The 24,996-nt window shown below is 71.3% G+C and carries 10 protein-coding genes and 1 pseudogene; 5 read left to right on the plus strand and 6 right to left on the minus strand.

The features are described 5' to 3' along the window. Positions 1-68: 68 nt before the first annotated feature. From ETD85_RS63645 to ETD85_RS41270, 4 genes are all read left to right on the plus strand, one after another. Positions 69-212 carry a hypothetical protein gene (locus tag ETD85_RS63645; RefSeq protein WP_170247122.1) on the plus strand — a complete coding sequence of 48 codons (144 nt, stop codon included), beginning with the start codon at positions 69-71 and terminating at the stop codon, positions 210-212. 7 nt (positions 213-219) lie between these two features. After that, positions 220-2,058: an MGH1-like glycoside hydrolase domain-containing protein gene (locus tag ETD85_RS66185; protein ID WP_138695275.1), complete on the plus strand. Its 1,839-nt coding sequence runs from the start codon at positions 220-222 to the stop codon at positions 2,056-2,058. Beyond that, the gene (locus ETD85_RS41265; protein ID WP_240779760.1) at positions 2,055-3,659 is read left to right on the plus strand and encodes an FAD-dependent oxidoreductase; all 1,605 of its coding nucleotides are present in this window, start codon (positions 2,055-2,057) and stop codon (positions 3,657-3,659) included. The genes ETD85_RS66185 and ETD85_RS41265 overlap by 4 nt, the downstream gene beginning before the upstream one ends. 87 nt (positions 3,660-3,746) lie before the next feature. Further along, a complete protein-coding gene (locus ETD85_RS41270; RefSeq protein WP_138695277.1) occupies positions 3,747-5,807 on the plus strand; it encodes a golvesin C-terminal-like domain-containing protein in 2,061 nt (686 codons plus the stop codon). Positions 5,808-5,828: 21 nt separating this feature from the next. Here the strand turns inward: ETD85_RS41270 and ppk2 (ETD85_RS41275) are convergent, their stop codons facing one another. From ppk2 (ETD85_RS41275) to ETD85_RS41300, 6 genes are all read right to left on the minus strand, one after another. Further along, positions 5,829-6,761 (minus strand): polyphosphate kinase 2, encoded by a 933-nt coding sequence (ppk2, locus tag ETD85_RS41275; protein WP_138695278.1) that lies wholly within the window; start codon positions 6,759-6,761, stop codon positions 5,829-5,831. Between the two features lie 32 nt (positions 6,762-6,793). Beyond that, on the minus strand, positions 6,794-7,930 hold the full coding sequence (locus ETD85_RS41280; RefSeq protein ID WP_138695279.1) for a HupE/UreJ family protein: 1,137 nt from the start codon (positions 7,928-7,930) through the stop codon (positions 6,794-6,796). Between the two features lie 62 nt (positions 7,931-7,992). Then, positions 7,993-11,874 (minus strand): metallophosphoesterase, encoded by a 3,882-nt coding sequence (locus ETD85_RS41285; RefSeq protein ID WP_170247123.1) that lies wholly within the window; start codon positions 11,872-11,874, stop codon positions 7,993-7,995. Between the two features lie 359 nt (positions 11,875-12,233). Continuing rightward, positions 12,234-14,090, minus strand: a complete 1,857-nt coding sequence (locus tag ETD85_RS41290) for an ABC transporter ATP-binding protein (RefSeq protein WP_138695281.1) — start codon at positions 14,088-14,090, stop codon at positions 12,234-12,236. Between the two features lie 55 nt (positions 14,091-14,145). Further along, entirely contained in the window at positions 14,146-15,036 is an 891-nt protein-coding gene (gene ppk2 / locus ETD85_RS41295) for a polyphosphate kinase 2 (RefSeq protein ID WP_138695282.1), read from the minus strand. A 262-nt stretch (positions 15,037-15,298) separates the two neighbouring features. Beyond that, complete coding sequence (locus ETD85_RS41300) at positions 15,299-23,977, minus strand: SpvB/TcaC N-terminal domain-containing protein (protein ID WP_138695283.1); 8,679 nt, start codon at positions 23,975-23,977, stop codon at positions 15,299-15,301. 670 nt (positions 23,978-24,647) lie between these two features. On the opposite strand from ETD85_RS41300, the pseudogene ETD85_RS41305 reads away from it, so the two are divergent. Continuing rightward, positions 24,648-24,996, plus strand: a pseudogene (locus ETD85_RS41305) (hypothetical protein); the annotation flags it as partial.

A 24,996-nucleotide genomic window follows, 5' to 3' on the forward strand; every position in this document is an offset into this window, starting at 1 on the left:
GGCGGCCCGCCGCCCCGAATAGCCCTCTGCCCCGTCCTGTCCTCAGGAGCTCCCCCGAGGAGAGTCGCATGACCATGCCCGTTTCCCGGCGAGTCACCGGCCCCGGCCTGCCGGCGCGGCCCGCCGGCCGCACCCTGATCCCCTACTGCACCTGGGCCAACCGTGGCCCCCACGCCAAGCGGGTGTGGATCCCCGAGCTGACACTGACGTGAAGGACGCATGACGAATTACGCCGACATCCAGGCCGCGCTCACCCGAGGCTGGAACACGTGGGACACGCGCAGCGTGCTCACCCAGGTCCTCCTCCCCGACGCCCTGGGCCTGTCCCTCGGCCTGAAGGAGTACTACCGGGGCACGTCGCTGCGCGCCGCCCAGATCGGCCGCCGCACCGAAGGCGCGGAGACCGTCACCCTGGGCCGGCACGCCTACGACGGCCGCTACACCGAGACGACCGTGACGTGGGCGGGCATCACCATCCGGGTGCAGACCGCGCACGCGGACGGCGACCTGGTGGTGCTGGTGACGCCCACGGCCAACCAGCCCAAGAGCGCGCTGCTCACCATCGGCGCCGGCTACCTGTGGAACCGGCCGGGCTCCGTCACCCGCGACGGCGACCGGATCACGGCCGAGGGGCCCGGCGGGACCGTCCGGGTCTTCTGCACCGCCCCGCACGTGGACGACCCCTACACCGACATCGACGGGCCGTACCTGGCGATGGAGCTGACCGGTGCCGTCGGGATCAGCACCGGCCGCGCCCGGGACCTGCCCGAGATCGCGGAGCTCGTCGGGCGCGCCTCCGCCGAGCTCGGGACGGCCGGCGGCGACCCCCTCGCCCAGCACCGCGAGATCGTCAGGGACGCCATCTCGTGGAACACGATCTACGAGCCGGCGCAGTCCCGCGTGCTCACGACCGTCAGCCGGCTCTGGAACGTCGGCAAGCGCGGCGGCTACGCCCTGTTCTGCTGGGACGCGTTCTTCAACGCGCTGCTGGCGGCCGTGTCGAGCAAGGAGCTGGCCTACGTCAACACCGTCGAGATGCTGCGGGCGCTGACCCCTGAAGGCTTCGTCCCGAACGTCGAGCAGGGCACCGGCCGCAGGACCTACGACGGGTCCCAGCCGCCGGTGGGCTCGCTGGTGGTCCGCGAGCTCTACCGCAGGTTCGGCGACCGGTGGTTCCTGGAGGAGACCTTCGAGCCGCTGCTGTCGTGGAACCGCTGGTGGTGGCGGGCGCGCAGGGACGGCGACCTGCTGTGCGCCGGGTCGACGTACTTCGACCCCGAGTACCCCTCGCCGCAGGACATCCCGCGCATCCACCAGCACTTCGGCGCGACCTGCGAGACCGGCTGGGACGGCCACCCCGTCTTCGACGACGTCCCCTTCGACCAGGCCAAGAGCCTGCTCGCCGCACACGACGTGGGCATGAGCAGCCTGTACGCGGCCGACTGCGAGGCGCTGGCCGACCTCGCCGACCTCCTCGGCGACCGGCAGGCCGCGGCGGAGCTGCGCGAGCGGCATGCGAGCGTCGTGGCGGCGATGGAGTCCCTGTGGGACGAGCAGGGCGGCATCTACCGCAGCCGGCGCACCGACATCGGGCTGTTCACCGAGCGGCTGTCCGCGATGAGCTTCTACCCGCTGCTGGCCGGCGTCGGCTCCGCGGAGCGGATCCGGCGGATGGTGTCCGGGCACCTGATGGCCGACGACGGGTTCGGCGGCGAATGGCTGCTGCCGACCTCGCCCCGCGGCGAGCAGGTCCACGTCGGCGAGGGCAGCTACTGGGCGGGGCGGGCGTGGCCGCCGGTGAACTTCCTGGTCTACCTCGGGCTGCTGCGCGCCGGGGAGCGCCCGGCGGCCGCGTGGCTCGCCGAGGGCAGCTCCCGGCTGGTGCTCAAGGAATGGAACGAGCTGCGCCACGTGCACGAGAACTACTCCAGCAGCCACGGCGGCGCGTGCGACAAACCCAACAGCGAGCCGTTCCAGACCTGGGGCGCGCTGCTGAGCCTCATCGTTCTCATGGAGCGCGGCGAGGTCGACTTCTTCGAGAAAGGTGGTGCGGCGTGACGGGCGCCGAAGCCGACGTTCTGGTAATCGGGGGCGGAATGGGCGGAGTGGCGGCGGCACTGGCGGCGCTGCGGCGCGGCCGTACCGTGGTGCTCACCGAGGAGACCGACTGGCTGGGCGGGCAGCTCACCAGCCAGGGCGTGCCACCGGACGAGCATCCGTGGATCGAGCAGTTCGGCGCGACCCGCTCCTACCGCAGGCTGCGCGATGCCATCCGCGATCACTACCGCACCTGGTACCCGCTCACCCGGGAGTCCAGGGAGGCGCCCGACCTCAACCCGGGACGCGGCACGGTCAGCAGGCTCTGCTGCGAGCCGCGCGTGGCCGCCGCCGTACTGGCCGACATGGTCGGCCCCTACCTGGCCGCCGGGCGGCTGACCATCCGCTACCTGCACCGGCCGGTGGCCGCGGACGTGGACGGCGACCGGGTGACCGGGGTGAGCTTCGCCGGCCCGGACGGCGAGCTGTGCCACGTCCGCGCCCGGTACGTGCTCGACGCCACCGAGCTGGGCGACCTGCTGCCGCTGGCCGGGATCGAGCACGTCACCGGCTTCGAGTCGGCCGCGGAGACCGGCGAGCCGAGCGCTCCCGCGCAGGCGCAGCCGGCCAACATGCAGGCGTTCTCCTGGGTCTTCGCCATCGAGCACCGCGCCGGCCAGGACCACACGATCGACAAGCCCGACCAGTACTCCTTCTGGCGCGACTACCGCCCGCCGTTCTGGCCGGACCGCCTGCTCAGCCTCACCGCGCCCGACCCGCGCACGCTGGAGCCGGCGGTGCGCACGTTCGTGCCGCACGGCTCGTCGGGGCCGGTCGTCGCCGACCAGAGCCGCGACCCCGGCGACAAGGACCTGTGGGTGTTCCGGCGCGTCGTGTGCCGGGAGGTGTTCGAGCCGGGCTTCGCCGAGAGCGACGTCGTCATCGTCAACTGGCCGCAGATCGACTACCTGCCCGGCCCGCTGATCGGCGTCGGCGACGACGAGCGGGCCACGCACCTCCAGGGCGCCAGGAACCAGGCGCTCAGCATGCTCTACTGGCTGCAGACCGAGGCGCCCCGGCCCGACGGCGGCACCGGCTGGCCGGGGCTGCGGCTGCGCCCCGACGTCATGGGGACCTCCGACGGCCTGGCCAAGAGCCCCTACATCCGCGAGTCGCGGCGCATCCGCGCCCGCCGCACGATCGTGGAGCACGACCTGTCGCTGGCGGTGCGCGGCGAGCACGGCGCCGTCGCCTACCCCGACACCGTGGGCATCGGCATGTACCGCATCGACCTGCACCCGTCCACCGGCGGCGACAACTACATCGACGTGGCGAGCTGCCCGTTCCAGATCCCCCTGGGGGCGCTGCTGCCGCTGCGCGTGACCAACGTGCTGGCCGCCGGCAAGAGCCTCGGCACCACGCACATCACCAACGGCTGCTACCGGCTGCACCCGGTGGAGTGGAACATCGGCGAGGCGGCCGGCGCCCTGGCGGCGCACTGCGTGCGGCACGGCCTCGAACCCGCCCAGGTCCACGAGGACCCGGCCGCGCTGGAACGCTTCCAGGCCGAGCTGGTCGCCGACGGCTTCGAGCTGGCCTGGCCCCAGGTGCGGGGCTACTGACCGGTCCCGCCTTGACGTCGCGGCGCGCCCGGGCCCCTGCCGGGCGCGCCGCGGCCTGCTCACCCCCCTCCGATCTCGGGAGCACGAATGATCGATCGACCCATCGGCCGCCGGACGTTCGCCTTGGGCGTGGCCGCGGGCGCGGCCCTCACCGTCCGTCCCCCCGCCGCGGCCGCCGCCGCGCCGGGACCGGCCACGCCGCTCTTCGAGGAGGTCACCCTGTGGGACTCTTCCACGGGGACGCTGGCCAACTACCACGTGCACGCGCTCACCGTGCTGCCCGACGACACAGTCCTCGCCCTGTCGGAAGGCCGCCACGAGGTCTGCGACGCGGGACCGCGCGACCTGCTGCTGCGCCGCAGCACAGACGGCGGCAGGACGTGGAGCCCTTCCCAAGCCGTCGTGACCTCGGCCGACGGCCAGTCGTGGGGCAACCCGGCGCTGGTGTGCGACCGCGGCACGGGCGAGGTCTTCCTGTTCTACAACCTGTCCGCCCGCCTGCCCGAGAACACCTCCTGCTCCGGCGACACCGGCGTCCTGCACGTGGTCTCCAGCACCGACGGCGGCCTCACCTGGGGGCAGCCGCGCGTGCTGGCCGACCTGTTCGACCACTTCGCTCACCAGTGGGCCCTGCACTCCCCCGGCCCCGGCCACGGCATCCAGCTCGACAACGGGCGGCTGCTGATGAACGTCGCCCACCGGCGGGTCATCGTCGGCAACACCGTGGCCGAGCGCATGTACGGGATCGCGTCCGTCTACAGCGACGACCACGGGCGGACCTGGCAGGCCACCGGCGCCGTCCCGGTGTCCGCCGACTACCCCATCAACGAGGCCAGGCTCGTGCAGCGCGCCGACGGCTCCGTCCTCGTCAACGGCCGCGCCGCGGCCGGCGGCAACCGGCAGCGCATCGTCTCGGTCAGCCACGACCGCGGCCTGACCTGGTCGGCGCCGAAGCTGGACGGCTCGACGGGACAGTTCAACGCGGTGGACGCGGGCCTGCTCGGCTATTCGCGCGACCGCGTCCTGTTCAGCCGCCCGGACGCGCCCATGCGCTACAACATGACCGTCTCGGTGAGCTACGACGGCGCCCACTCCTTCCGCTACAGCCGTGTCGTCAACCCCGGCCGCTCCTACTATTCCGACCTCGCCCGGCTCTCCGACGGGACCATCCTGCTCATCTACGGCTGCGACGGCGACATCGCCAGCTTCCCGCTCAAGGTGAACGTCTGCCGCTTCAACCTCGAATGGCTCACCCAGGGCCGCGACAGCCTCGCGACCGGCCCGCGCGTCAAGGAAAAGGCGTACGACCTGGCCCGCCTGGCCGGCACCAGGCACTCCGGCGGCACGGTCACCGTCGTCAGGGAGCCCACCGCCCGCGCCGGCGCCCGCGCCGTGTTCACCCCCGGCGCCGACGGCGACCATCTGGAATACCGCCTCACCGTGCCCCGCGGCGGGGAGTACGACCTGCTCCTGCGCTACTACCGCGCCCCGGACGGCGGGCTGGCCACCGTGACCGTGGACGGCGCGAAGCCCCGCAACGCGACCATCGACACCACCTCCGAGCACGCGGAAGGCTACGACGTGCGGCTGCTGGGAACCATGCGGCTCTCTCCCGGCCGGCACACCGTGCGCTTCACCGTCACCGGCCCCGGCCGGGGCGCCGGCCGGAGCCTCTCGCTCGACGAGCTGAGCCTCATCCAGGCGCCCGCCCCGGCGGACGCCGACGAGGACGTCACGGTCGACAACGGCGCGCTGGGCTGGACGGTGGTCGCCGGCTCCTGGCCGTCGGGCACCGGCGTGGCCGGCTACTACGGCGCCAACTACGCCTCCCACCCGCCCGGCGACGGCAGCGCGACGGTCCGCTGGCAGCCGGCCCTGCCCGCCGACGCCCGCTACGAGGTGAGGGTCTCCTACTCCGCCGCCTCGAACCGCTCCCGCGCCGCCGCCTACGTCGTCCACCACGCCGAGGGCAGCACGCGGGTCACGGTGGACCAGACGGCCCGCGGCCTCCCCGGCGCCCGTGGCGGCGAATGGGTGTCGCTGGGCACGTTCCGCTTCGCCGCGGGCATCGCCGGCACGGTCGAGCTCACCGACGCCGCCGACGGCCACGTGGTCGCCGACGCCGTCCGCTTCTCGCGCGCGGACTGACCGCCGGGCCCGGCCCGGCTCTCAGGCCGGGTCGGGCAGCGCGTGGTCCTCGTCGACGATGTCGGCCGCGGAGATCACGATGCGCTCGTCGGGCACGCCGACGACCTCGTGGTTCTTGCCCTCGTAGTCGAACAGGCTGAGCACGTGGCGCATGGCCTCCAGGCGGGCGCGCTTCTTGTCGTTGCTCTTGATGACCGTCCAGGGCGCGGATTCGGTGTCGGTGTGCAGGAACATCTCCTCCTTGGCCGCGGTGTACTCGTCCCATTTGTGGAGCGAGGCCAGGTCCATCGGCGACAGCTTCCACCGGCGGACCGGGTCCACCTGCCGGATGATGAACCGGGTCCGCTGCTCGGCGCGCGAGACCGAGAACCACAGCTTGACCAGGTGCAGGCCCGACTCCACGAGCATGCGCTCCAGGCGCGGCGCCTGGTCGACGAACTCCAGGTATTCCTGCTCGGTGCAGAAGCCCATGACGCGTTCGACCCCGGCCCGGTTGTACCAGGAGCGGTCGAACAGCACGATCTCCCCCTTGGCCGGCAGGTGGGCGACGTAGCGCTGGAAGTACCACTGGGTGCGCTCGCGCTCGTTCGGCTTCTCCAGCGCCACGACGCTCGCCCCGCGCGGGTTGAGGTGCTGGGTGAAGCGCTTGATGGTGCCGCCCTTGCCGGCCGCGTCGCGCCCTTCGAACAGCACCACCAGCCGCTGCCCGGTGTCCTTGATCCAGTACTGCAGCTTGACCAGCTCGATCTGCAACAGCCGCTTGTCGCGCTCGTAAGGCTCGCGGGCCAGGCGCGAGTCGTAAGGGTAGTGCTGGCGCCAGGTGTCGACAGGCCGGCCGTCCACGCGCATCAGGACGGGATCGTCGTCGTCGTGGTCCTCCACCCACAGGCCGGGGGTGGCGTCCAGCAGATCGCTGTGCTCGGCGGCGGACTCGCCGTTGGGGCTGCTGCTCATGCGACCAGCATGACGTACCGGTGAGGGAGGGTTCAGAGCGGCAGCGGGATGCGGTCGAAGAACCAGTACAGGCTGACCGCCACGATCGGGACGGACAGCGCGACCACCCCCCAGCGGGCCGCGGCCGTGCGGCGCAGCAGCACCAGCAGCGGGAAGAGCACCGCGACGAGCACGAGCTGGGTCACCTCGATGCCGGCGTTGAAGCTGAGCAGCGACAGCAGCAGCCCCCACGACCCGCTCTCGTCGATGTCCAGCGCGCCCGCGAAGCCGAGCCCGTGGACCAGGCCGAAGGCGAAGACGACGGGCAGCCGCCACCTGCCCAGCCGGTCCTCCTCCCGGCCCAGGAGGTTGGCCAGCGCCACGACGACGATCGACCCGGCGATGATCGGCTCCACGACCGCGCCCGGCGCCTGCACGATCCCCATCGCCGCCAGCAGGAACGTGATGCTGTGCGCGGCCGTGAAGGCGGAGGCCGTGACGACGACGTCACGCAGGCGGCGCGCGCCGATGAGCAGGGCGAGCAGGAAGAGCACGTGGTCCAGGCCGAACAGCAGATGCTCGGCCCCGAGCAGGAAGAACTCGCCGATCTGGCTCGCGGCCCGGTCCTCGCCGACCCGTACCGTCGGGCTCGGGGCGGTCAGGACGGCGGAGCCCCGCTCGCCGCCGAGCTCGTAGGTGACCATGGTCTTCGTGCTGTGGACGAAGGTCTCGGAGTCGGGGAACAACGCGCTGGAGATCGCGTACGCTCCCCCGCCGCCCGCGCCCGCGCAGGTGTAGGAGAGCGTGATGACGGCGAAGGCCACCTGGTCGCGCGGGCGCACGTCCGCGTCGCCCGCCTGCGTGGGGACGCACGGCTTGCCGTCGTACGCCACCTCGAAGCGTCTCGTGACGTAGTCGTTCACCGCGTCGCGGTTGATCCTGAGCTGGCGGAGCTGCTCGGCGCGTTCCTTCGCCTCGTACGCCTCCGCGTAGAGCCAGGCCGACTTCATGAGGAGGTCGTATTCAAGGTCGAGCACGGCCCTGACGCTCGCGCCCGAGCCGGTCACCTGGGCCTGGGCGGTCGTGGTGGCGTCGTGCGCCGCCGCCGGGGCGGGACGCGCGAGGCCGGCCGGCACGCCGACGACGAGGACGGCGAGGACGAAGGAGGACAGCCTGCGCCAGCGGGACATGGGTCGTTTCTCCGGGTCAGGGGGTGAAAGCCGCCCCGGACGAGGCCCGGGGCGGCGCTGGATCAGCGGTTGAACCAGTGGTACAGGGGCGAGTCAGGCCCCCACTTGCCCGGCCGGCCGTGCTCGTCCTTCGTGACGAACACGCTCGGCTCGGAGGCGGTCACGCCGCCACCGGCGGAACGGGCCGTGACGAACCAGGCGTAGGCCGTGTCGTCCTTGAGGCGGTTCCAGGTGACCGAGGCGACCTGGCCCGAAGCGACCTTGCTCTTGCCGATGATCCGGCTGGGCTTGTAGAGCGCCAGGGAGTCGGTCTGGAACGTGGTCGTCCTGGAGGTGAGATCGACCGGCAGCACCATGTTGTCCTCCAGGCCGTTGTAGCGGCGCAGGGGGTCGAACTCGGCGGCGCCGAAGTCGTTGAGCAGCGGCGAGTAGGTGTCCACGCTCAGCTCGGCCCGCTTGACGTCGAACTGCAGCAGCCGGAAGAAGCTCGCCCCGAACTGGAGCTGGTCCTGCGGGTTGTACCCGCCGATCTCGGTGAGCCCGAGCCGGTCGGCCGACACCGTGTAGAACTGGTAGTCGGCCAGCAGCTCGACGACGCCGTTGCCGACCTGGCCAACCTTCGGCTTCACGTTGGTGCCCACGCCATGCTCGTGACCGGCGAGGATGAGGAAGACGTTGGGGTTCTTCTCGACCACCGTCTTGTACAGCATCGAGCCGTCGGGCGCGGAGAATCCGGCGCCGCGGCCGTCGGGGTTGGTGCTCGGCACGAGGTAGTCGTGCGAGAGCAGGATGCCGTTGCGGCCGGGGAACTTCTTGAAGACGGAGCCGGCCCATTCGGCCTCCTCCCTCGTCACCCCGTACGACAGGCCGACCACGACGAAGTCCAGGCCACCGGCGGAGAACAGGTCGTAGTGGTTCTGGTTGTCGCCCTCCTTCCACGGCCCGCCGTACCCGGCGTGCTCCCAGCCCTGCGCGGCGTCCTGGTAGCGGCCGGGGCCGTAGTACTTGTTGTAGATGGCCTCGGGGCCGTCCTCGGTGCCCGACTGGTTGTCGTGGTTGCCGGCGATCACGCCGTTCGGGATGTCGGCGTCGTCCAGCACGCGCTGCTGCTTCGATGACACCTCGAACTCGCCGGTGACCTGCCGCTGCGTGGCCTCGTCCGCGGGCTTGCGGATGTTGTTCTCGATGATGTCGCCGGTGTGGGCGACGTACGAGATCTTGCGCTGGTCCTTGTTCGCGGCGATCCAGTTGACGATGCCGGAGTAGGCGGACTCCCACACCGCGCGCTCCTCGGCCGTCTCCTGCTCCACCGCGCCTTCGGAGATGTACTGCGTGTCGGTGAAGTGGACGATCGAGAAGTCGTACGTGGCGGGGTCGGCGAAGCCGTTCGGGTCGCCGGGCTCGATGTCGTCGGCGAACGGGTCCTCGCCCGTCACCATGACGTGCACCTCCCGCTTGTCGATGTACTTCTCGTCGACGACGGCCGTGAGCGTGGTCTTGCCCTCGGCGGCGCCGCGGGAGCTCGTCAGCAGGTCCCACGCCCTGGCCCTGGTGTTCCAGACCCGCAGCGACGCCAGCCGCTGCGGGTCGATGGCGCCCTCCCAGCGCAGCACCGGGGCGTCCACGTGGCCCTCGACCTTGACGTCGAAGCGCTGGTAGGTGAGGTCCTGACCGGCGGGTGCGTCGAGCGTCCTGCCGTCGGCGGGGTCGAGTCCGTCGGCCTTGACCCGCTTCTCCCCCGGGACCTGCAAGGTCGTCGGGAGAGTCTGGGCCGTGCCCTGGTACACCTGCTCCGGCGCGAGGATCTTGGCCTCGGAGAACGTCGCCGTGACCTCGCCGCCGTCGGGTTCGGCGACCTTCGCCGAGAGCTTGACGGGGTCGGAGACGTCCACGGTGCCCAGCGCCGGGGTCAGCTCGGCGGGGACGTCCGGGATGCCCGCGGACTCGAAGACGATCTCCTGGGTCGCGGTGTTGCCGAGCCCGTCGGCCCCGGTCACGGCCAGCGTGTGCGTACCGGCCCGCAGGCCGGGACCCACCTGGGCGCCCAGCTCGATCGGCCGGCCGTCGAGCTTGACGTCCGGCCCCGACACGACGCCCGAGGCGTCTTCGAGCTTGACGTCGAGCACGACCGTGGCGGTGATCTTCTCCTTCGCGGCCGGGACGCTCCTGGCGACCTTCGGCGCCGAGTTGTCGCTGATCAGGAGCCGGGTGGCGACCTCGCCCGTGGCCGACGTGGCCGACAGGGTGTGCTTTCCGTCCTTGATCGCGGTGGTGTCGAGGTCCGCGCGCAGGCCGCGGGCCTGGCCGTCCACCAGGAATTCGAGGTCGATCTCGGTGAGCGGGTTCACGTTGTCGCCGCAGTTGCCGTCGCCCATGCCGTACGAGGTCTTGAGCAGCTGGCCGGCCGCCGTGCCCTGCGCGGGGGTGAGGGCGACGTTCGAGATCGTGAAGTCGTCGCGGTTGTTGCCGCACGACGTCGGGAAGGTCCCGGCCACGAAGTCGATCGTGTTCCAGCCGGGCACCAGGAACTCGTTCGGGATCGTCAGGTCGACGCGGCGGCTGACGAAGTCGCCGTCGAGCACGACCTTCTGGCCGTTGACGAGCACGTGGTTCTGGTAGCGCGCCTCGATCGAGTTGCTGCCCACGTTGAAGCTGAGGGTCGCCTCGCCGGAGCCGAGCGTCTGCGTGACGTGCGCGGCCGGGGCGTCGATGGTGTAGCGCAGCTCGGCCTCGCGCAGGGCGGTCTGGCTGTCGCCGCAGGCCCCGTCGCCCAGCTCGTACGACGCCTTGACGTCCTGGCCGGTCACCGTGGCGCCGTCCAGGTCGAGCCCGAGGTTCGCGATGGTGAAGTCGTCGCGGTTGTTGCCGCAGGACTCCTTGTAGTCGCCGGTGACGACCTTGATCGTGTTGTCGCCCGGCACCAGGAACCTGGCCGGCACCGCCACGGTCACCCGCCGGCTCGCCCAGGAGCCGCCCAGGTCGATGCGCTTGCCGTTGACGAGCAGGAAGTCGTCGAACTTGTCGTCGATCGAGTCCGCGCCCACGTCGAAGGAGAACTGCGCGGCGCCGTTGCCGAGCGTGGCCTTGGTGGCGGGCTCTTCGCCGTCGACCGTGAGGTCCTTGACGCCGCCCGCGCCGGCCGCCGGGAGGTTCGCGAAGACGGACTTGGTGCCTGCCACGAGCGTGCCGTCCGTGGGCGTCAGCCGCGGCGCGCCGGCCGGGGCGTTGTTCACGGTGACGGTGTTCCTGACGCTCGCCCCGGACGTGGTGGTCGCGGTGATGGCGTGCTCGCCGTTGGCCAGCTTCGTGGTGTCCACGTCCGCGGCCAGGCCGGTGGTCCCCTGCGGGTCGGACTGGAAGAAGAACTTGAGCGTGGCCCGCTTCAGCAGCGTGGTGTTCGTGCCGCAGCTGCCGTCGCCGAAGGAGAGGGTGTACGGGTTGTCCTCGCCGTCCGCGACCTCGCCAAGCAGCTCGAGGCCCACGTCGGACAGCACGAAGTCGTCGTAGTTGACGCCGCACGAGGACTGGATCGTGCCGACGACGAACTCGACGGTGTTCTCGCCCTTGACGAGGCTCTCGTTGGGGATCTCGATGGAGGCCCGTTCGCTGACGAAGTCGCCGATGTCGCTCCGGTACGTGCCGTTGACCAGCACGTAGCTGTGATACTGCGCCTCCGTCGAGTTCGAGCCGACGTCGAAGCTGAGCCTGGAGACGCCCACGGTCCTGGTGGCGTCGATGGCGGTGTCGTCGACGGCGAGTTTCGTGACGCTGTCACCGGCCGTGGCCGGGACCGCCGCGACCTTCACCGTGCCCTCCAGGTAGGAACCCGCGGCCGGGGTGAGCGCCGGAGGAGTCCGGGAGCCGGTCGGCGCCGGGCTGGGCCGGCCCCGCTCCTGCTCGCCCGGCTGGGGGTCGGCGTACGCCGCCGTCACGAGGCTGCTCACGAGCAGCACCGCGACCGTACCGACGGTGGCGAGCCGCCCCCGGTTTGCTAAACCGCTCAGGAATCTTCGTGCTGCTGGCCGCATCAGGCCATGTCCCTTCTCTTACGTGCCGGAGCGGACCGGTAAGACGGCCTGCTCCCGGGCGGACACGTTGGAGTGCTCATGTGAACGGTGTGCAGAGAGGGGCTGACGGGAAAGCGAACGATCACTTCATTCTGGTCATCCGTCACGAGACAGGAACAAATACGTCACGAGTCAACCGGCAGGCATGCACCGGCACATAGGCGACTCCGGGCGGGCGGGTCACCCGGGGTGCTCGCCGGCCTCGACGGCGAGCGCTGAAGCCGGCCGCGGCGCGGTCAGGCCCCGTCCGGGTCCAGGTACGACGCCGCCTGGAGGGTGAAGAGCTCGGCGTAGCGGCCCTGGGAGGTCATGAGCTCCTCGTGCGTGCCGTGTTCGTCGATCTCGCCCTCGTGCAGGACGTAGATGTGGTCGGCCGAGCGGACCGTCGAGAAGCGATGGGAGATCAGCAGCACCGTGCGGTCCCTGAAGAGCTGGCGGATGCGCTCGAACAGCTCGTGCTCCGCGCGGGCGTCCAGGGCGGCCGTGGGCTCGTCGAGGACGATGAACGGCGCGTCGCGGAAGAAGGCGCGGGCCAGGGCCACGCGCTGCCACTGGCCGATCGACAGGTCGGTCCCGCCCATGAACTCCTTGCCCAGGATCGTCTCGTAGCCCTCGGTGAGGCGGGACAGGAAGTCGTCGGCGTCGGCCAGGCGCGCGGCCTCGTGGACGGCGCCGGTGTCGGCCAGCCGCTCGTGGCGGCCGAGGGCGATGTTCTCCCTGGCCGTGAGGTGATATTGGACGAAATCCTGGAAGATCACGGTGATGGAGGCGCTCAACGTCTCCTGGTCGTATCCGCCGGTGTCGTGGCCGTCCCACCGGATGTGTCCCGACGTCGGCCGGTAGAGCTGGGCGAGCAGCTTGGCCAGGGTGGTCTTGCCGGATCCGTTCTCGCCGACCAGCGCGGTCACCTGCCCGGCCCTGATCGTGAGCGACACGTCCCGGAGCGCCGGGGTGGACGAACCCGGGTAGACGAAGGTGACCGAGTCGGCGCGCAGCTCGCCGAAGGGCGGCGGGGCCGGCTTCGCGGCCCGCGGCCGGCGCTCGTCCAGCGCCAGGAAGGCGGTGTAGTCCTGGACGAACAGCGAGGCCTCGTACAGCTGGGTCGTCCCCATCCCGATCATGGTCAGCGCGCCGGAGAGCTGGAGGAGCGCGGCGGCGGCCACGCCGGCCGAGGCCAGGTCCAGCCGCCCGCCGGCGTACAGCCAGCCGAGGATCGCGAACGTCGCCCCGACCAGCAGCGCGGACGCCAGGCTGCCCAGCAGCGAGCGGCGTAACCGCGTGCGGGTCACCCCGCGCAGCTCGGTGACGCGTTCGGCGCCCAGCCGGTCGTAGCGGTCGCGCAGGTAGGCCGACAGGTCGAAGGCGCGCACCTCCTTGACCGTCTGCCGGTCGGTGAACAGCCCGGCCAGGTACTGCCGCGCCCGCTCCAGCGGCGTCATCCCGACGAAGAACCTGAACGTGGCCTGGCTGTTGCGCTGCATGACGATCCACAGCGGGAGCGCGGTGACCGCCAGCAGCGGCACGAGCAGCGGCTGGAGCACGAGCAGGACCGCCACGCCGCCCGCGGTCCCGGCCAGGGACCTGGCCAGGCCGAACAGGCCCTGCACCATCTGCATGGTGCGCATCCCCGACCCCATGGAGGCGCGCTGGAGCCGGTTGTAGAACTCCGGGGACTCGAACCAGGCCAGCTCGACCCGGCCCGCCACGTCCAGGATGCGGCCCTCGGCGTGCTGGCTGACCAGCTCCCGCAGCAGCTCGTTCTGCTCCTGCTCGGCCGCGGCGCCAAAGCGTTGCAGCGTGCCGACGGCGACCATCGCGACCAGGCTCGGGATGATCACCGACGGGCCCGAGGCGCCGCTGCCCAGCAGCGCCTGGAGCAGCTCACGCCCGATGAGCAGCTGAGCGGCTATCGCGACCCCGTTGAACACCTGCAGGCCGGCGCCGAGCAGCAGCTCCTTGCGGCCCGCCGCCCAGGCCAGCCGGAACGAGCCGCGCACCAGCTTGGGCAGTTGCCGCCACTCACGTGGCCCCTGGCGGACGAAGTCATCGATGGTGAACCGATCGGCCGGGGCCGGAGGATCGGGATCGCTCACCACCCGAACATGACACGCGGCATGATCTCCATCAAGACGCCCGGGTGCCCGGCGCTCAGGCGGGCGGTACGACGTGGTCCTCGTCGTAGATGTCGGAGGCCGATCTGACGATGAGCGGGTCGGGGGTGCCGACCACGTCGCGGTCCTTGTTGTCGTAGTCGAACAGGCTCAGCACGTGGCGCATCGCCTCCAGCCGGCCCCGCTTCTTGTCATTGCTCCTGATGACCGTCCACGGCGCCTCGGGGATGTCGGTGTTGAGGAACATCTCCTCCTTCGCGGCGGTGTATTCGTTCCATTTGTTCAGCGAGGCCAGGTCCATCGGGGACAGTTTCCACTGCCGTACCGGGTCGACCTGGCGGATGATGAAGCGGGTGCGCTGCTCGGAGCGGGTCACCGAGAACCACAGCTTGATCAGGTGGATGCCGTCGCGGACCAGGGCCCGCTCGAACGTCGGCACCTGCGCCATGAACTCCCGGCACTCGGCCTCGGTGCAGAAGCCCATCACCCGCTCCACCCCCGCCCGGTTGTACCAGGAGCGGTCGAACAGGACGATCTCCCCGGCGGCGGGCAGGTGCGCGATGTACCGCTGCAGGTACCACTGGGTACGTTCGCGCTCCGACGGCTTCTCCAGCGCCACCACGGTCGCGCCGCGCGGGTTGAGGTGCTCCATGAAGCGCTTGATCGTCCCGCCCTTGCCCGCCGCGTCCCGGCCCTCGAACACGATCACCAGGCGTTGCCCGTTCGCCTTGACCCAGTACTGCAGCTTCAGCAGCTCGATCTGCAGCAATCGCTTGAAATACTCATATTCCTGGCGGGGCAGCCGCTCCGGGTACGGGTAATGTTCACGCCAGGTGTCCACCCTGGTTCCGTCAGGCAGCAGCAACACCGGGTCGTCGTCGTCGCTGTCATCCACCCGCAGACCCGGCGTCAAGTCCAGCAGGGACATCCGCTCCATACCATCCGCCTGCCCCAATCTCGTCACCTGACGCCCGCCGGCGGGCTCCACGGTGGGCGGCGGGGGGATGTCGTCCGGGACGGGCCGTCGGCCTTGATCGCGACGCTGACCAGGGCGAGCACCAGTTCGAGAGCGCCGGAGGTCTCCACCGGGACGGCCAGGTGCGCGGTGCGGGGGCCGGCCGGACGATCTCACGGCCGCCACCGGACGGCACGGGCCCCCCTGGCGAGCGAGCCCGTGCCGTCCGGTGCCGTCAGGGGACGGCCGAGGGGTCGTCCACGATCGTGGGATCGGGATCGCCGGAGGTTATGGGTGGCGCCGGGCCGATGCCGCCGCCCGGGGCCTGGGTGAAGAACGGCACCGGGCCGCCCAGCGGCACGACCGTCTGCGCTCCCGCGGCCCGGATCAGGTTCTGGGCGACCGTGTTGACCGGGGTCATCGGGCCGACCAGGATCTCCGGGTTGTTCCGGTCGCCGCCGACCTCGTAGACGACGGCGTGCCAGAGCGCCACGCCGCGCTGGTCGGCGTACTCGGCGGGGGTCTGCCTGGGCGTGATGAAGCCGTCCAGCCACGAGCGGGTCCTGGTGCTGAAGGAGGTGTTGCTCGTGGAGACGAGCACCACGTAGGGGGCGTAGCCGGTGCGGAAGCTCTCCTCCTGGCCGCGGATGGCCGCCGCGTCGATGAGGCCGCGGATCTGGTGATCGCTGTAGTCCAGGCCGATGGGCCGGCTGACGGCCTTCACCTCGTAGAAGACGTACCGGAGGATGAAGTCCGTCGGGATCGGGACGCCGCCGGGGCCGATCTTGCCGACCAGCAGCCCGCCGACGATGTCCGGCACCACGCGGGTGAACGTGCCGCCGGTGGCCGCCGCGCGCTGCGGCGACAGGAAGTACTCGGTGTTCTTCACCGTGCCCAGCGCGTTCATCCGGTTCATCGAGCGGATGACGGCGTCCTCGAAGTACCTGCCCATCACCGCCCGCGCGTCGCGGGTGATGCCGTGCGCGCTGGCCAGGCCCATCAGGCGCCGGGTGTCCACCGCCTGCCGGCCGTCCGGGTCGGCCAGGCCGGTCGGGTTGTTGTGCGCGTACGAGTACGCCGACAGGTTCTTCGGCTCCTGGTCGCCCTCGCTCAGGTAGTCGGCCGGGTCGGCCGACTGCCAGAGACTCGACCTGGGGTCGTAGTGGCGGGCGCCGTAGTTGTAGTAGCCGGTCTCCTCGTCGAACTCCTTGCCGGAGAACAGGTACGGGTTCTTCTCCCCCGGCCGCTCGTCGACCCAGGTCTCCCCGGTCGGGAAGTAGTTGACGTGCTCGGCCAGCTTGCCTGCCGCGTCGGTGCCGAAGCCGGTGGAGCCGAGGCGGTCGCCGTGGTAGTAGAACTGGTCCTTCTCGTAGGAGTTGCCGGACTTGGCGGTCTTGGTCACCAGCCTGGTGGTCCCGACGAAGACGTGCTTGAACTCCGTCTGGTTGCGCGCCGTGTAGTTCTGGTTCGGGTAGAGGACGGTCTGGGCGCCGTCCTTGACCGACCGGCCGCCCTGGTCGTCGTAGCGGAAGCGGACCGACGGCGGCTTGCCCGGCTGGTCACAGGAGGCGGGGGTCTGCGGGAGGGTCTCGTTCTTGGCGTTGTCGTGCACGCAGGCCAGGCGGTTGTCCTCGTCCCAGATCTGCTGCCTGCGCGGGCCGCCCGAGGTCTCGGTGACGCGGTCGACGAGGTTGCCGTCGGCGTCGTAGCGCAGCCGGTCGGCGCCGATGGTCTCGGGCGCGTGCGGCCGTGAGGTGAAGTCGTAGGTCTGGCTGTAGGTGGTCCGGCCCTGGACCTGCTCGTGGCCGGCGTCACCGATGGTGATCACGTGCCGCTGGCTCTTGGCGGTGAGGTTGTGGAGGGTGTCGTACGACATCGACAGCAGGTAGGAGTCGGTCTTGTTCGCGCTGACCGCGTACTCGCCGTGCGCGCTGGTCAGGCGGTAGAGGTTGTCGTAGGTGAAGGACTGGGTGCTGGGCCCGCCCAGCCGGGACTGGTCCAGCGGGCCGGGCGGCTGGGTCTCGTTCCGCGCGGAGGTGAGGTTGCCCACCTCGTCGTAGTCGTAGGCGAGGTTCTGGAAGGCATAACCGGTGGGGAGCGTGGCCTGGAGCCGGGACAGGCGGCGGTCCTCGTCGTCGTAGGTGTAGCGGGTCTCGGTGCCGTTGCCCGCGACGAGCAGCACCCGCTGGTCGAACTTGTCGTAGTCGAGCCGCTTCAGGTAGGGGTAGCTCTGCCCGTTCTTGAGGCCGGTGGCCGAGTCGGGCAGGCCGCCGCTGTTGTAGCCGTAGGAGAGGACCTCCCCGTCCGGGTAGGTGAGCCGCAGGACCCGGCCCCACGCGTCGTAGCGGTAGCCGGTGGTGAAGGACTTCTCGTGCGAGCCGGAGCCCGGCAGCGTCCTGGTCTCCTCGACGACCTCGCCCAGCGGGCCGTACTTCCTGACGGTCTCGCCGGCGCCGTCCTCGATCTTGACGATGCGGCCGGCCCCGTTCGCGGCGGCGCCCGAGCCGCCGTAGGTGTAGCTCACGTCGTTGCCGGTGAAGACCGGGTAGTCGACGCTGGTGAGCCGGTCGAAGTCGTAGGTGTATTTCACCTCCGCCCGGTTGGTCTTCTTGATGACGTTGCCGGCGAGGTCGTACGCCCAGCGCGTCGTCCCGCCGTCGGGGATGGTCGCCGAGGTCCGGCGGCCGAGGAGGTCGTAGGTCGCCAGGGTGCTGTTGTTCTTGGCGTCGGTCACCCTGACGAGCTGGCCGAGCGGGTCGTAGGCGTAGACGGTCCAGATGCCGCCCTGCTCCTGGACGGACGTGGCCAGGTTCCGGACGTCGGCGTACGTGGCCCGCGCGTTGCCCTTGGCGTCCGTCGTCACCGACTCGAAGCGCGGCACCCCCGCGCGGTCGGGGGCGAAGCCGTAGGAGTTGGTGATCCGCGTCTGGTCGGGGAGCGTCGTGCTGGTCGTCCGGTTGAGCACGTCGTAGCTGACGGCGGTCGGGCGGACCGGGTCGAAGGCCGGGTTGAGCACGGTGTTGGCCGCGCCCTTGGCCTCGGTGATCGGATAGTGCCGGCGGACGACGCGGCCGAAGGCGTCGAAGACGCTCCGCCCCGACACCGTCATCACCGCCGCGCCGGCCACGGTGGCGTCCTTCTTCGTCTGGATGACCCGGCCGAGGCCGTCGGTGAAGGTGATCGTGTCGATCGTGTCCGGCTTCACCTGCCCGTTCGCCGCGCGGTCGAGATGGCGGGTGACGGCGTACGGGACGGCGGCGTCGGAGTGGTACTCCAGCGTGATCGTCTTCTGCTCGCCGCTCTCGTGCGGGCCGGTCACCGAGGCGATGCGGCCGGCGGCGTCGTGGGTGTAGCGGATGACCTGGCCGTTGACGTCGGTCGACGACGTGGTCTGGCCGAAGCGCAGGTCGTGGACCGCCGACGAGCGCAGCCCGAAGCTGTCCGTCGTCGAGGTCACGTAGCTGCCCGTGGCGGTGTCGTAGGTGTAGGTGAGCCGGTAACGCTGGCTCCGGTGGTTGGCCGGCCCGGTGATCTGCTTGACCATGCCGGTGTCGTAGTAGGCGATGTCGGTCACCGCCGTCGTGCCGTCGGTCGCCTTGGCCAGGTGCCTGGTGGTGGCGCCGGTGACGCAGTCGACCTCCGACTCGCGCGAGCGCATGAGAGCGCCGCCGCCCTCCACCTGCACCTTCGAGGCGATGCCCACGAGGTAGGCGCCGGGGCAGGAGACGTAGGAGATGGTGGTCACGACGTCGTCGGCCGATCCCACGTCGGCGTGGTCCACCGATCGGACGACATTGCCGAAGGCGTCGTAGGACATCTCGGCGTACGTCGTCTTCCCCGGCGTGCCGCCTCCCTCGTACCAGGCGCGATCCGTGCGGACCAGCCGCGGGAAGACGCTCGCGGACGTGCTCGCGCCGTCCACGACGCGCTCGGCCTCGACGTCCCACAGCTCGTAGCGGTGGGCGGTCTCGGTGAAGATCGCGCCCGAGCCCGCGGTCACCCGTTCCCGCTTGACCAGCCCGCGGGTGTAGTAGCTGCCGGTCTCGTGCTCCCGCACCGTCGAGCGGTAGACGGTGCCGTTCTCGGCCAGGTCGGAGGCCACCACGGTGGTGTAGCCGAGGAACTCCCTGTTCAGGCGGTCGTAGACGCCGCCCGTGTAGGTGAAGGAGCTGCTCTGGGCGTCGGCGCCGTCGCCGGCCTGGCCGTCGCGGGTGGTCGCGGAGGCCAGGACCCAGCGGGACTCGGGCAGGCCGTAGGTGTTGCCGTCCCGCCGGTAGTCCAGCTCGATCGTGGAGCCGAGCGGCCGCTGGACGCTGCGCAGGAGGTTGGTACGGCCGGTGCGGTTGGCGGCCACGGTCAGCTCGCTGTCCTTGGTCGAGGCGAGATGGTCGGGGAAGCCGTCACCGTCGAGGTCCCGTAGCGCCTGCTCGGCGCGGCCGGTGCCGGTGCCGGTGTGCCCGCCGGGGTTGATGACCACGCAGACGGCGATGAAGCAGTGAGAGATACGGAAATATGCGGCGGCGTCCACCTTGGCCGACGCGTCGGCGTTCAATCCCGACAGACTCCCGCCGAACTCCACGGGAGCGGCGAACCCGGCGCCCGTGTTGAGCGCGACTTTGATCGGTGATCCGGCGAACACCCGGTCGGCCAGCCCGTCCCCGTTGACGTCGGCCAGGGACTCCTTGACCGCCGACGCTCCCGCGCCGAACGCGCCGCCGCCGCCGAACCCGTAGAAGTCCGTCGCGAAGCCGATGTTCAGCCCGCTGTTCTCGCTCGTACCGGCGCTCAGCTTGCCGCCCGGCCACGGCTCGGGCGCGGCGAAGCGGTAGCCCAGGTTCAGCGCCGCGCGCCCGTCCTCGTAGACCCGGTCGGGCAGCCCGTCGCCGTTGATGTCCAGCAGGTCGGACTCGGCGTCGGAGGTGCCGCCGCCCAGCTCGCCGCCGATGCCCAGCGGCGGCATGTCGTTGCCCGCCTCCGCCGTGCTCGCCGAGCCCCACCCCGTCGGGGCGGCCTGGCCGCGCCCGGTGGCGATGGTCCTGGCCGCGCTGCCGGCCCTGGCGTTGCCCACGACGTTGCGCGCCGAGCGCACGCTGTCGCCGGGCAGGCTGCCGTGGGTCGTGCCGAGCACGCCGCTCGGGTCGGTGTACTGGATCCCCTCCGCGCCGACCACGTCGGGGAAGCCGTCGCCGTTCATGTCCAGGTAGTCGAGCTCGCCGGTGCTGGTGCCGCCGGCAATACTGCCGCCGGCCGAGCCGACGCCGCCGCCCACTCCCCCGGTCAGCGAGACCTGCTGGGAGCGGGAGATCCGCGGCACCGCGCGCACGTCCTCCAGGTCGGTGGCCGCCGGGAGCCCGATGGACGGGCCGCCCAGGCGCGAGCTGGCCACCGATCCGGCCGCGATCCACGAGAACTCGCCCGCGCCCCACCGGCCCTGCTCGGGCTGCGGGCCGAAGACGATCAGGTTAGGCGGCTTGATGCGCGGATCGGCCTCGAACGCCGCACGGTCACGCTGCGGGTCCACCGACTCCGGCAGCTGGTCGGCGAAGTCGTCGCCCACGTCGAGGTCCGACTGCTTGATCGGCTGCGTGGCGCGGTCCTTGTTGCCGTTGTACCCGATCACGCTCCAGCCGCGGTACGGCCGGGGGAAGACCCCTTCGACGACCGCCCGGTGCAGCGTGCTCGGCGTCTCCACGCCTCCGACGGTGACCTGGTGAGCGGTGACCTGCTCGGCGAAGGCGGGGTCGGCGACGGAGAAGTCGAAGTGCAGGCGGTCTCCGTCCGCGGCCTCGACCTGCACCTGCGTGTCCGCCGGCACCTGCCCGTCGGTCACGGCGATCGCCTTCTTCGCCAGCAGCGCCCCGGCCTTCTTGACCGTGAAGACGACCGTGCCGGTGCCGCCGCCGGCGGTCAGCGACGGCGTGACGGCCAGCGTGCCGCCCCCTTCCACGATGTACGGCCGGACCGGCCCCGTCGCGTCGTTCACCGAGTAGGTGTCGACGTCGTAGGCGGGCTCGAAGGCCAGCTCGGACTCCGCCGAGGTGTAGCGGGCCCGCGGCGCCCAGGAGATCTGGGCCAGGTCCACCGGCGAGTCCACCCGGATGCGCCAGCTCAGCTCCTGGTCCTTGGTCACGGGGACGTCGGCGGAGACGTCCACCGCGCCGGTCTGCGCGGCCGGGATCCGTCTCTCGACCACGACCTCGTCGCCGCGCGTCACCACCGCCGTGATGTCGTCGCTGGTCGCGGCCTTCTTGGTGAGCGCCCCGCTGAGATGCAGCGTCCCGTCGAGCGGCGCGGTCACCGTGGTGGCGCGGCCGGCGAGGGTGAAGTCGGAGGACGCGGTGTAGCGGTGCTGCGGCAGGCCGTTGGCGTCGGGGACGTCCGGCAGCTCCGCGTACGTGATCACCGGGTCCCACGACACCTGGTCGGCCGAGCCGTCGTGCACCGAGCCGACCCGGAAGTAGAGCCGGTCCCCGCGCTCGACCTGGATCGCCTGGACGCCCTCCGGGGCGTGCTCGCCGTGGTCGCCGGCGGCGATCCGCGCCGACCAGAGCTCCTGGCCCTCGTGCTGGATCGCCACCCGCACGCCGTCGGGCGTGCCGCCCTGGTCGTCCTGCTCGGGCAGCAGCGTGACGGGGCCCGTGACGCCGACCGTGCCGGCGAAGGGCGCCACCCAGCGGCGCACGCTGTCGACCAGCGGGAAGGACTCCTCGCGCCGCTCCCGGTCCGCCTGGTAGTCCGCCAGGATGCCGTCCGGGTCCACCGTGCTCGTCCCGATCGGCACCGGCGTCTCGGCCGCGGAGCCGTAGACGGGCACGCCGTCCGCGCCGACCCGGCCGAAGCGCACGTTCCCGCCGTCCACCAGGTCGGTGATGCCGTCGGCGTTGACGTCGGAGAAGTACCGGGACGTGGTGGTGAAGGCGTCGATGTAGTCGAGCTGCGCCGCGACGCCGCCGAGGTAGCCTTCGATGCCCGCCGTACGCGTGCTGGAGCTCTCGCCGAGTACGCCCGGCAGCCCGCGCAGCGGCACCGCCTGCTCGGCGAAGCCCTGCCGGCCGCCCGGCCCGGCGAGGTTCTTGCGGTAGGCGATGCCGCCGCCGGTCTTGAAGACCTTGTCCGGCAGCGTGTCGCCGTCCACGTCCACCAGCGCGAGCAGGCCCTCGTCGGTGCCGCTCGAATAGCCGGCCTTGACGCCGATGGAGCCCGACTTGCTCCGCCGGGTGCCGACGCCGACGTACAGGTGGCCGCCGGTGTCGCGCGACAGGTTGCCGCCCAGCGCGCTGGCGTCGCCCGCGCCCGGCCGCACGCCGTTGACCACGCTGTTGCCCAGGCCGTCGGCGGGCGAGGACCAGGGGACGCGGGCGAAGGCGTCGTACGCGCCTGCGGCGTCGCGGATGTCGTCGAAGTAGCCGAACTCGTGGCCGGCGAACCGCTCGCCGCGGGCGTCGTACTGGACGATGGACGTCAGCAGCGTCTTGTGGAAGGCGCCCTCCTTGTAGCCGAGCTCGTAGCGCCGGACGAGCTGGTCGCCGAACTTGACCTCGACCTTGCGCAGCAGGTCCGCGAGCACGCGCTTGAACCCGCCGCGCGCGTCGATCGTCACGTCGGTACGACGCGGCTCCGACAGCTGCCGGTCCCGGGTGAACGTCACCGAGTAGGGCCCGTCGGTCTCTCCCCTGCCCGTGTAGGTGATCTTTTCCGGGTAGATGTTGCGCCCGGCGACGCCGCCGCCCGCGACGCCGGTGTCCTCCTGCAGGGTGTAGCGGTAGCGGACGGTGTTCCCGTGCGAATCGCGGACCTCGCGCAGCGCCCAGGTGAACACGTTGCCCTCGTCGTCGGCGAGCACGGCGCCCGCGCCTCCGTACGTCGAGCGCGTGCCGGACTTGTCGGTGACCTCCCACGTGTACGTCTTGGGCGAGCCCCCCTTCCTGACGATCTTGGCGAAGGAGCTCTCCACCCGGCTGCGGAAGACGCGGTCGGCCACCCTCTCGCGCGCCGCTCCCGTGTGGGCCACCGGGGTGAGCTGCTCACCCGCCACGACGTAGGTCTCGGTCTCGGTGGCGGCGGCGTAGCGCGGCACGCCCCAGCGGGTGTCCACGCTGATCATCGGCACGGTCAGGTCCCAGCCCGCGCCCAGCCAGCCGTTGGCCATGGCGGAGGAATACGCGACCGCCAGCGAGGGCTGCAGCCCGGCCCGGCCCTGCGGCAGCTCCAGCGGGTACGACAGCCGCGCGTCACCCGTGCTCTCGGCCACCGGCGGCGCGATCTGGTTCACGCCCGTGGCCGGGTTCGCCGCCTGCATGCCCTTGATCTGCGTGGGGTCGAACGACACCTGCTCCGGCCCCTCCGGCGCGGTCACGACGGCGTTCACCATGTCCGTGAAGTGGCCGGTGCGCGAGACGACGACCTGCCGCAGCTCGTCCACGGTGACCCGCTCGAGCGCGCGCCAGCAGCCGCCCGGCACGTCGAAGTAGTAGGTGCGCACGTCGGACGGCGTCATCCCGGTCGCGGTGAGCGCCGCCGGGTCGTAGGGCAGCTCCACCGTGATCTGCTGGTCGAAGGTGAACGGCGTCGGGGTGAACCGGTAACCGCGCCGCGGCCCCATGGTGACGTTGTCCATGCCGGCGCCGAGCGCGGGCAGCTCGGCCTCGCTGAGCGGGGTGACCCCGATGTCGGTGCGGTCACGCAGCGCACCCTTGCCGATCTGCAGCCGGGCGCCGTCGTGATCGACGCTCACGGCGGCGTCCGGACCGGCCGCCGTCCTGAAGGCCGACGCGGCCGCCTGGCGCGCCGCGGCACCGGGGGCGGCCCCGCCGCCCGCGGGCGCGCAGGTGCCCGCTCCGGCTCCGGCTCCGGCGAGGGAGCTTTCTACGGAGGCCGCGGACGACGGGCCTCCCTGCAGACACGCGCCTGCCATGGCCAGGCAGACAAGCGTGATGACAAGACGACGGACCGGGCGCATCCTGACCCCCAGAGAGGCATCAGACACCGGCTGTCCGCGGGCACGCCTTCGGCAACCGGCATGAGGGGAGTGCTGCTGTCCATAGGTGCGCGAGTGATCACTCGCCCATCAGGAAACATGAACGCGGGTGCGCTGTCCATACCTCGGGAAGCACTTGTGAAAGCGCTTTCGCACGGCCGTTCCGCCGGGCCCTCCCGTCACCGTCCGTCACCTCCGCCGTTCTCGTTCAGTGACGAGTGGATCACCGTGTCCAGAATTGGACAAGATCCATTACACGCTCAGGGCGTCGTCCGTCAGATCCACCCCGACCTGGCGCTGGGGGAGATGTGGAACAGGCAATTCGAGGTGGCGGCATCACCTGGCCGGGCGCGTTTCCGGCACATGGACCACAACCGGCAAGGCCCGACCGTCGGTCGAATATCCCCTCTATACATAGGTGGTTCCGCCGCCGACGGTGGAAGCGGACTTCGCCTGCTCCGGCCGGCAGCTCACCGCGCGCGCCCCGGTTTTCGGCCGCCCGGCTAATGATCGGTGAACTCTCGGCGGCCCCGCCCCGAAACCGCTGATCGGTAAGGGACCCTTTGCTTGAATGCCCTGGGCGTCGGCGGATGGCGAAAGGCAGGCAATGGGGTCGTTTCTCGTCGCACGGCAGGATCCCGAGCAGGAGCGGCCACCGCTCCCCGATCCGGAGGAGCGGGCGCGGCTGCTGGCCTACCTCGGTCAGGGGCGGATCGTCGGCGGCGGCGCGGCCCGTACGGACGGCGTGTGGATCTGGGCCGAGGACGACCTCCGCCTGCTGCGCGACGCCGGGCTGCGCCCTGACCCCGAGCTGTGCCGGCACGTCGCCGCCCAGGAGCACGTCTTCCCCCGGCTCGGCGAGGCCGCGGCCGAGCGGGCCGAGCGGGCCGAGCGGGCGTGGTCGGCCGCCCTCCTGCTGCGGCCCGCTCCCCCGGCCCTGGCTCTTATACACATCT

Source organism: Nonomuraea zeae (genome assembly GCF_005889725.1).
Taxonomy (GTDB): Bacteria; Actinomycetota; Actinomycetes; order Streptosporangiales; family Streptosporangiaceae; genus Nonomuraea; species Nonomuraea zeae.

Excerpts from the sequence above, each read along its gene's own strand:
- ETD85_RS63645 (WP_170247122.1), top strand. The coding sequence starts at position 69 with ATGACCATGCCCGTTTCCCGGCGAGTCACCGGCCCCGGCCTGCCGGCG.
- ppk2 (WP_138695278.1), bottom strand. The coding sequence starts at position 6,761 with ATGAGCAGCAGCCCCAACGGCGAGTCCGCCGCCGAGCACAGCGATCTG.
- ETD85_RS41300 (WP_138695283.1), bottom strand. The coding sequence starts at position 23,977 with ATGGCAGGCGCGTGTCTGCAGGGAGGCCCGTCGTCCGCGGCCTCCGTA.
- ppk2 (WP_138695282.1), bottom strand. The coding sequence starts at position 15,036 with ATGTCCCTGCTGGACTTGACGCCGGGTCTGCGGGTGGATGACAGCGAC.
- ETD85_RS41280 (WP_138695279.1), bottom strand. The coding sequence starts at position 7,930 with ATGTCCCGCTGGCGCAGGCTGTCCTCCTTCGTCCTCGCCGTCCTCGTC.
- ETD85_RS41270 (WP_138695277.1), top strand. The coding sequence starts at position 3,747 with ATGATCGATCGACCCATCGGCCGCCGGACGTTCGCCTTGGGCGTGGCC.
- ETD85_RS66185 (WP_138695275.1), top strand. The coding sequence starts at position 220 with ATGACGAATTACGCCGACATCCAGGCCGCGCTCACCCGAGGCTGGAAC.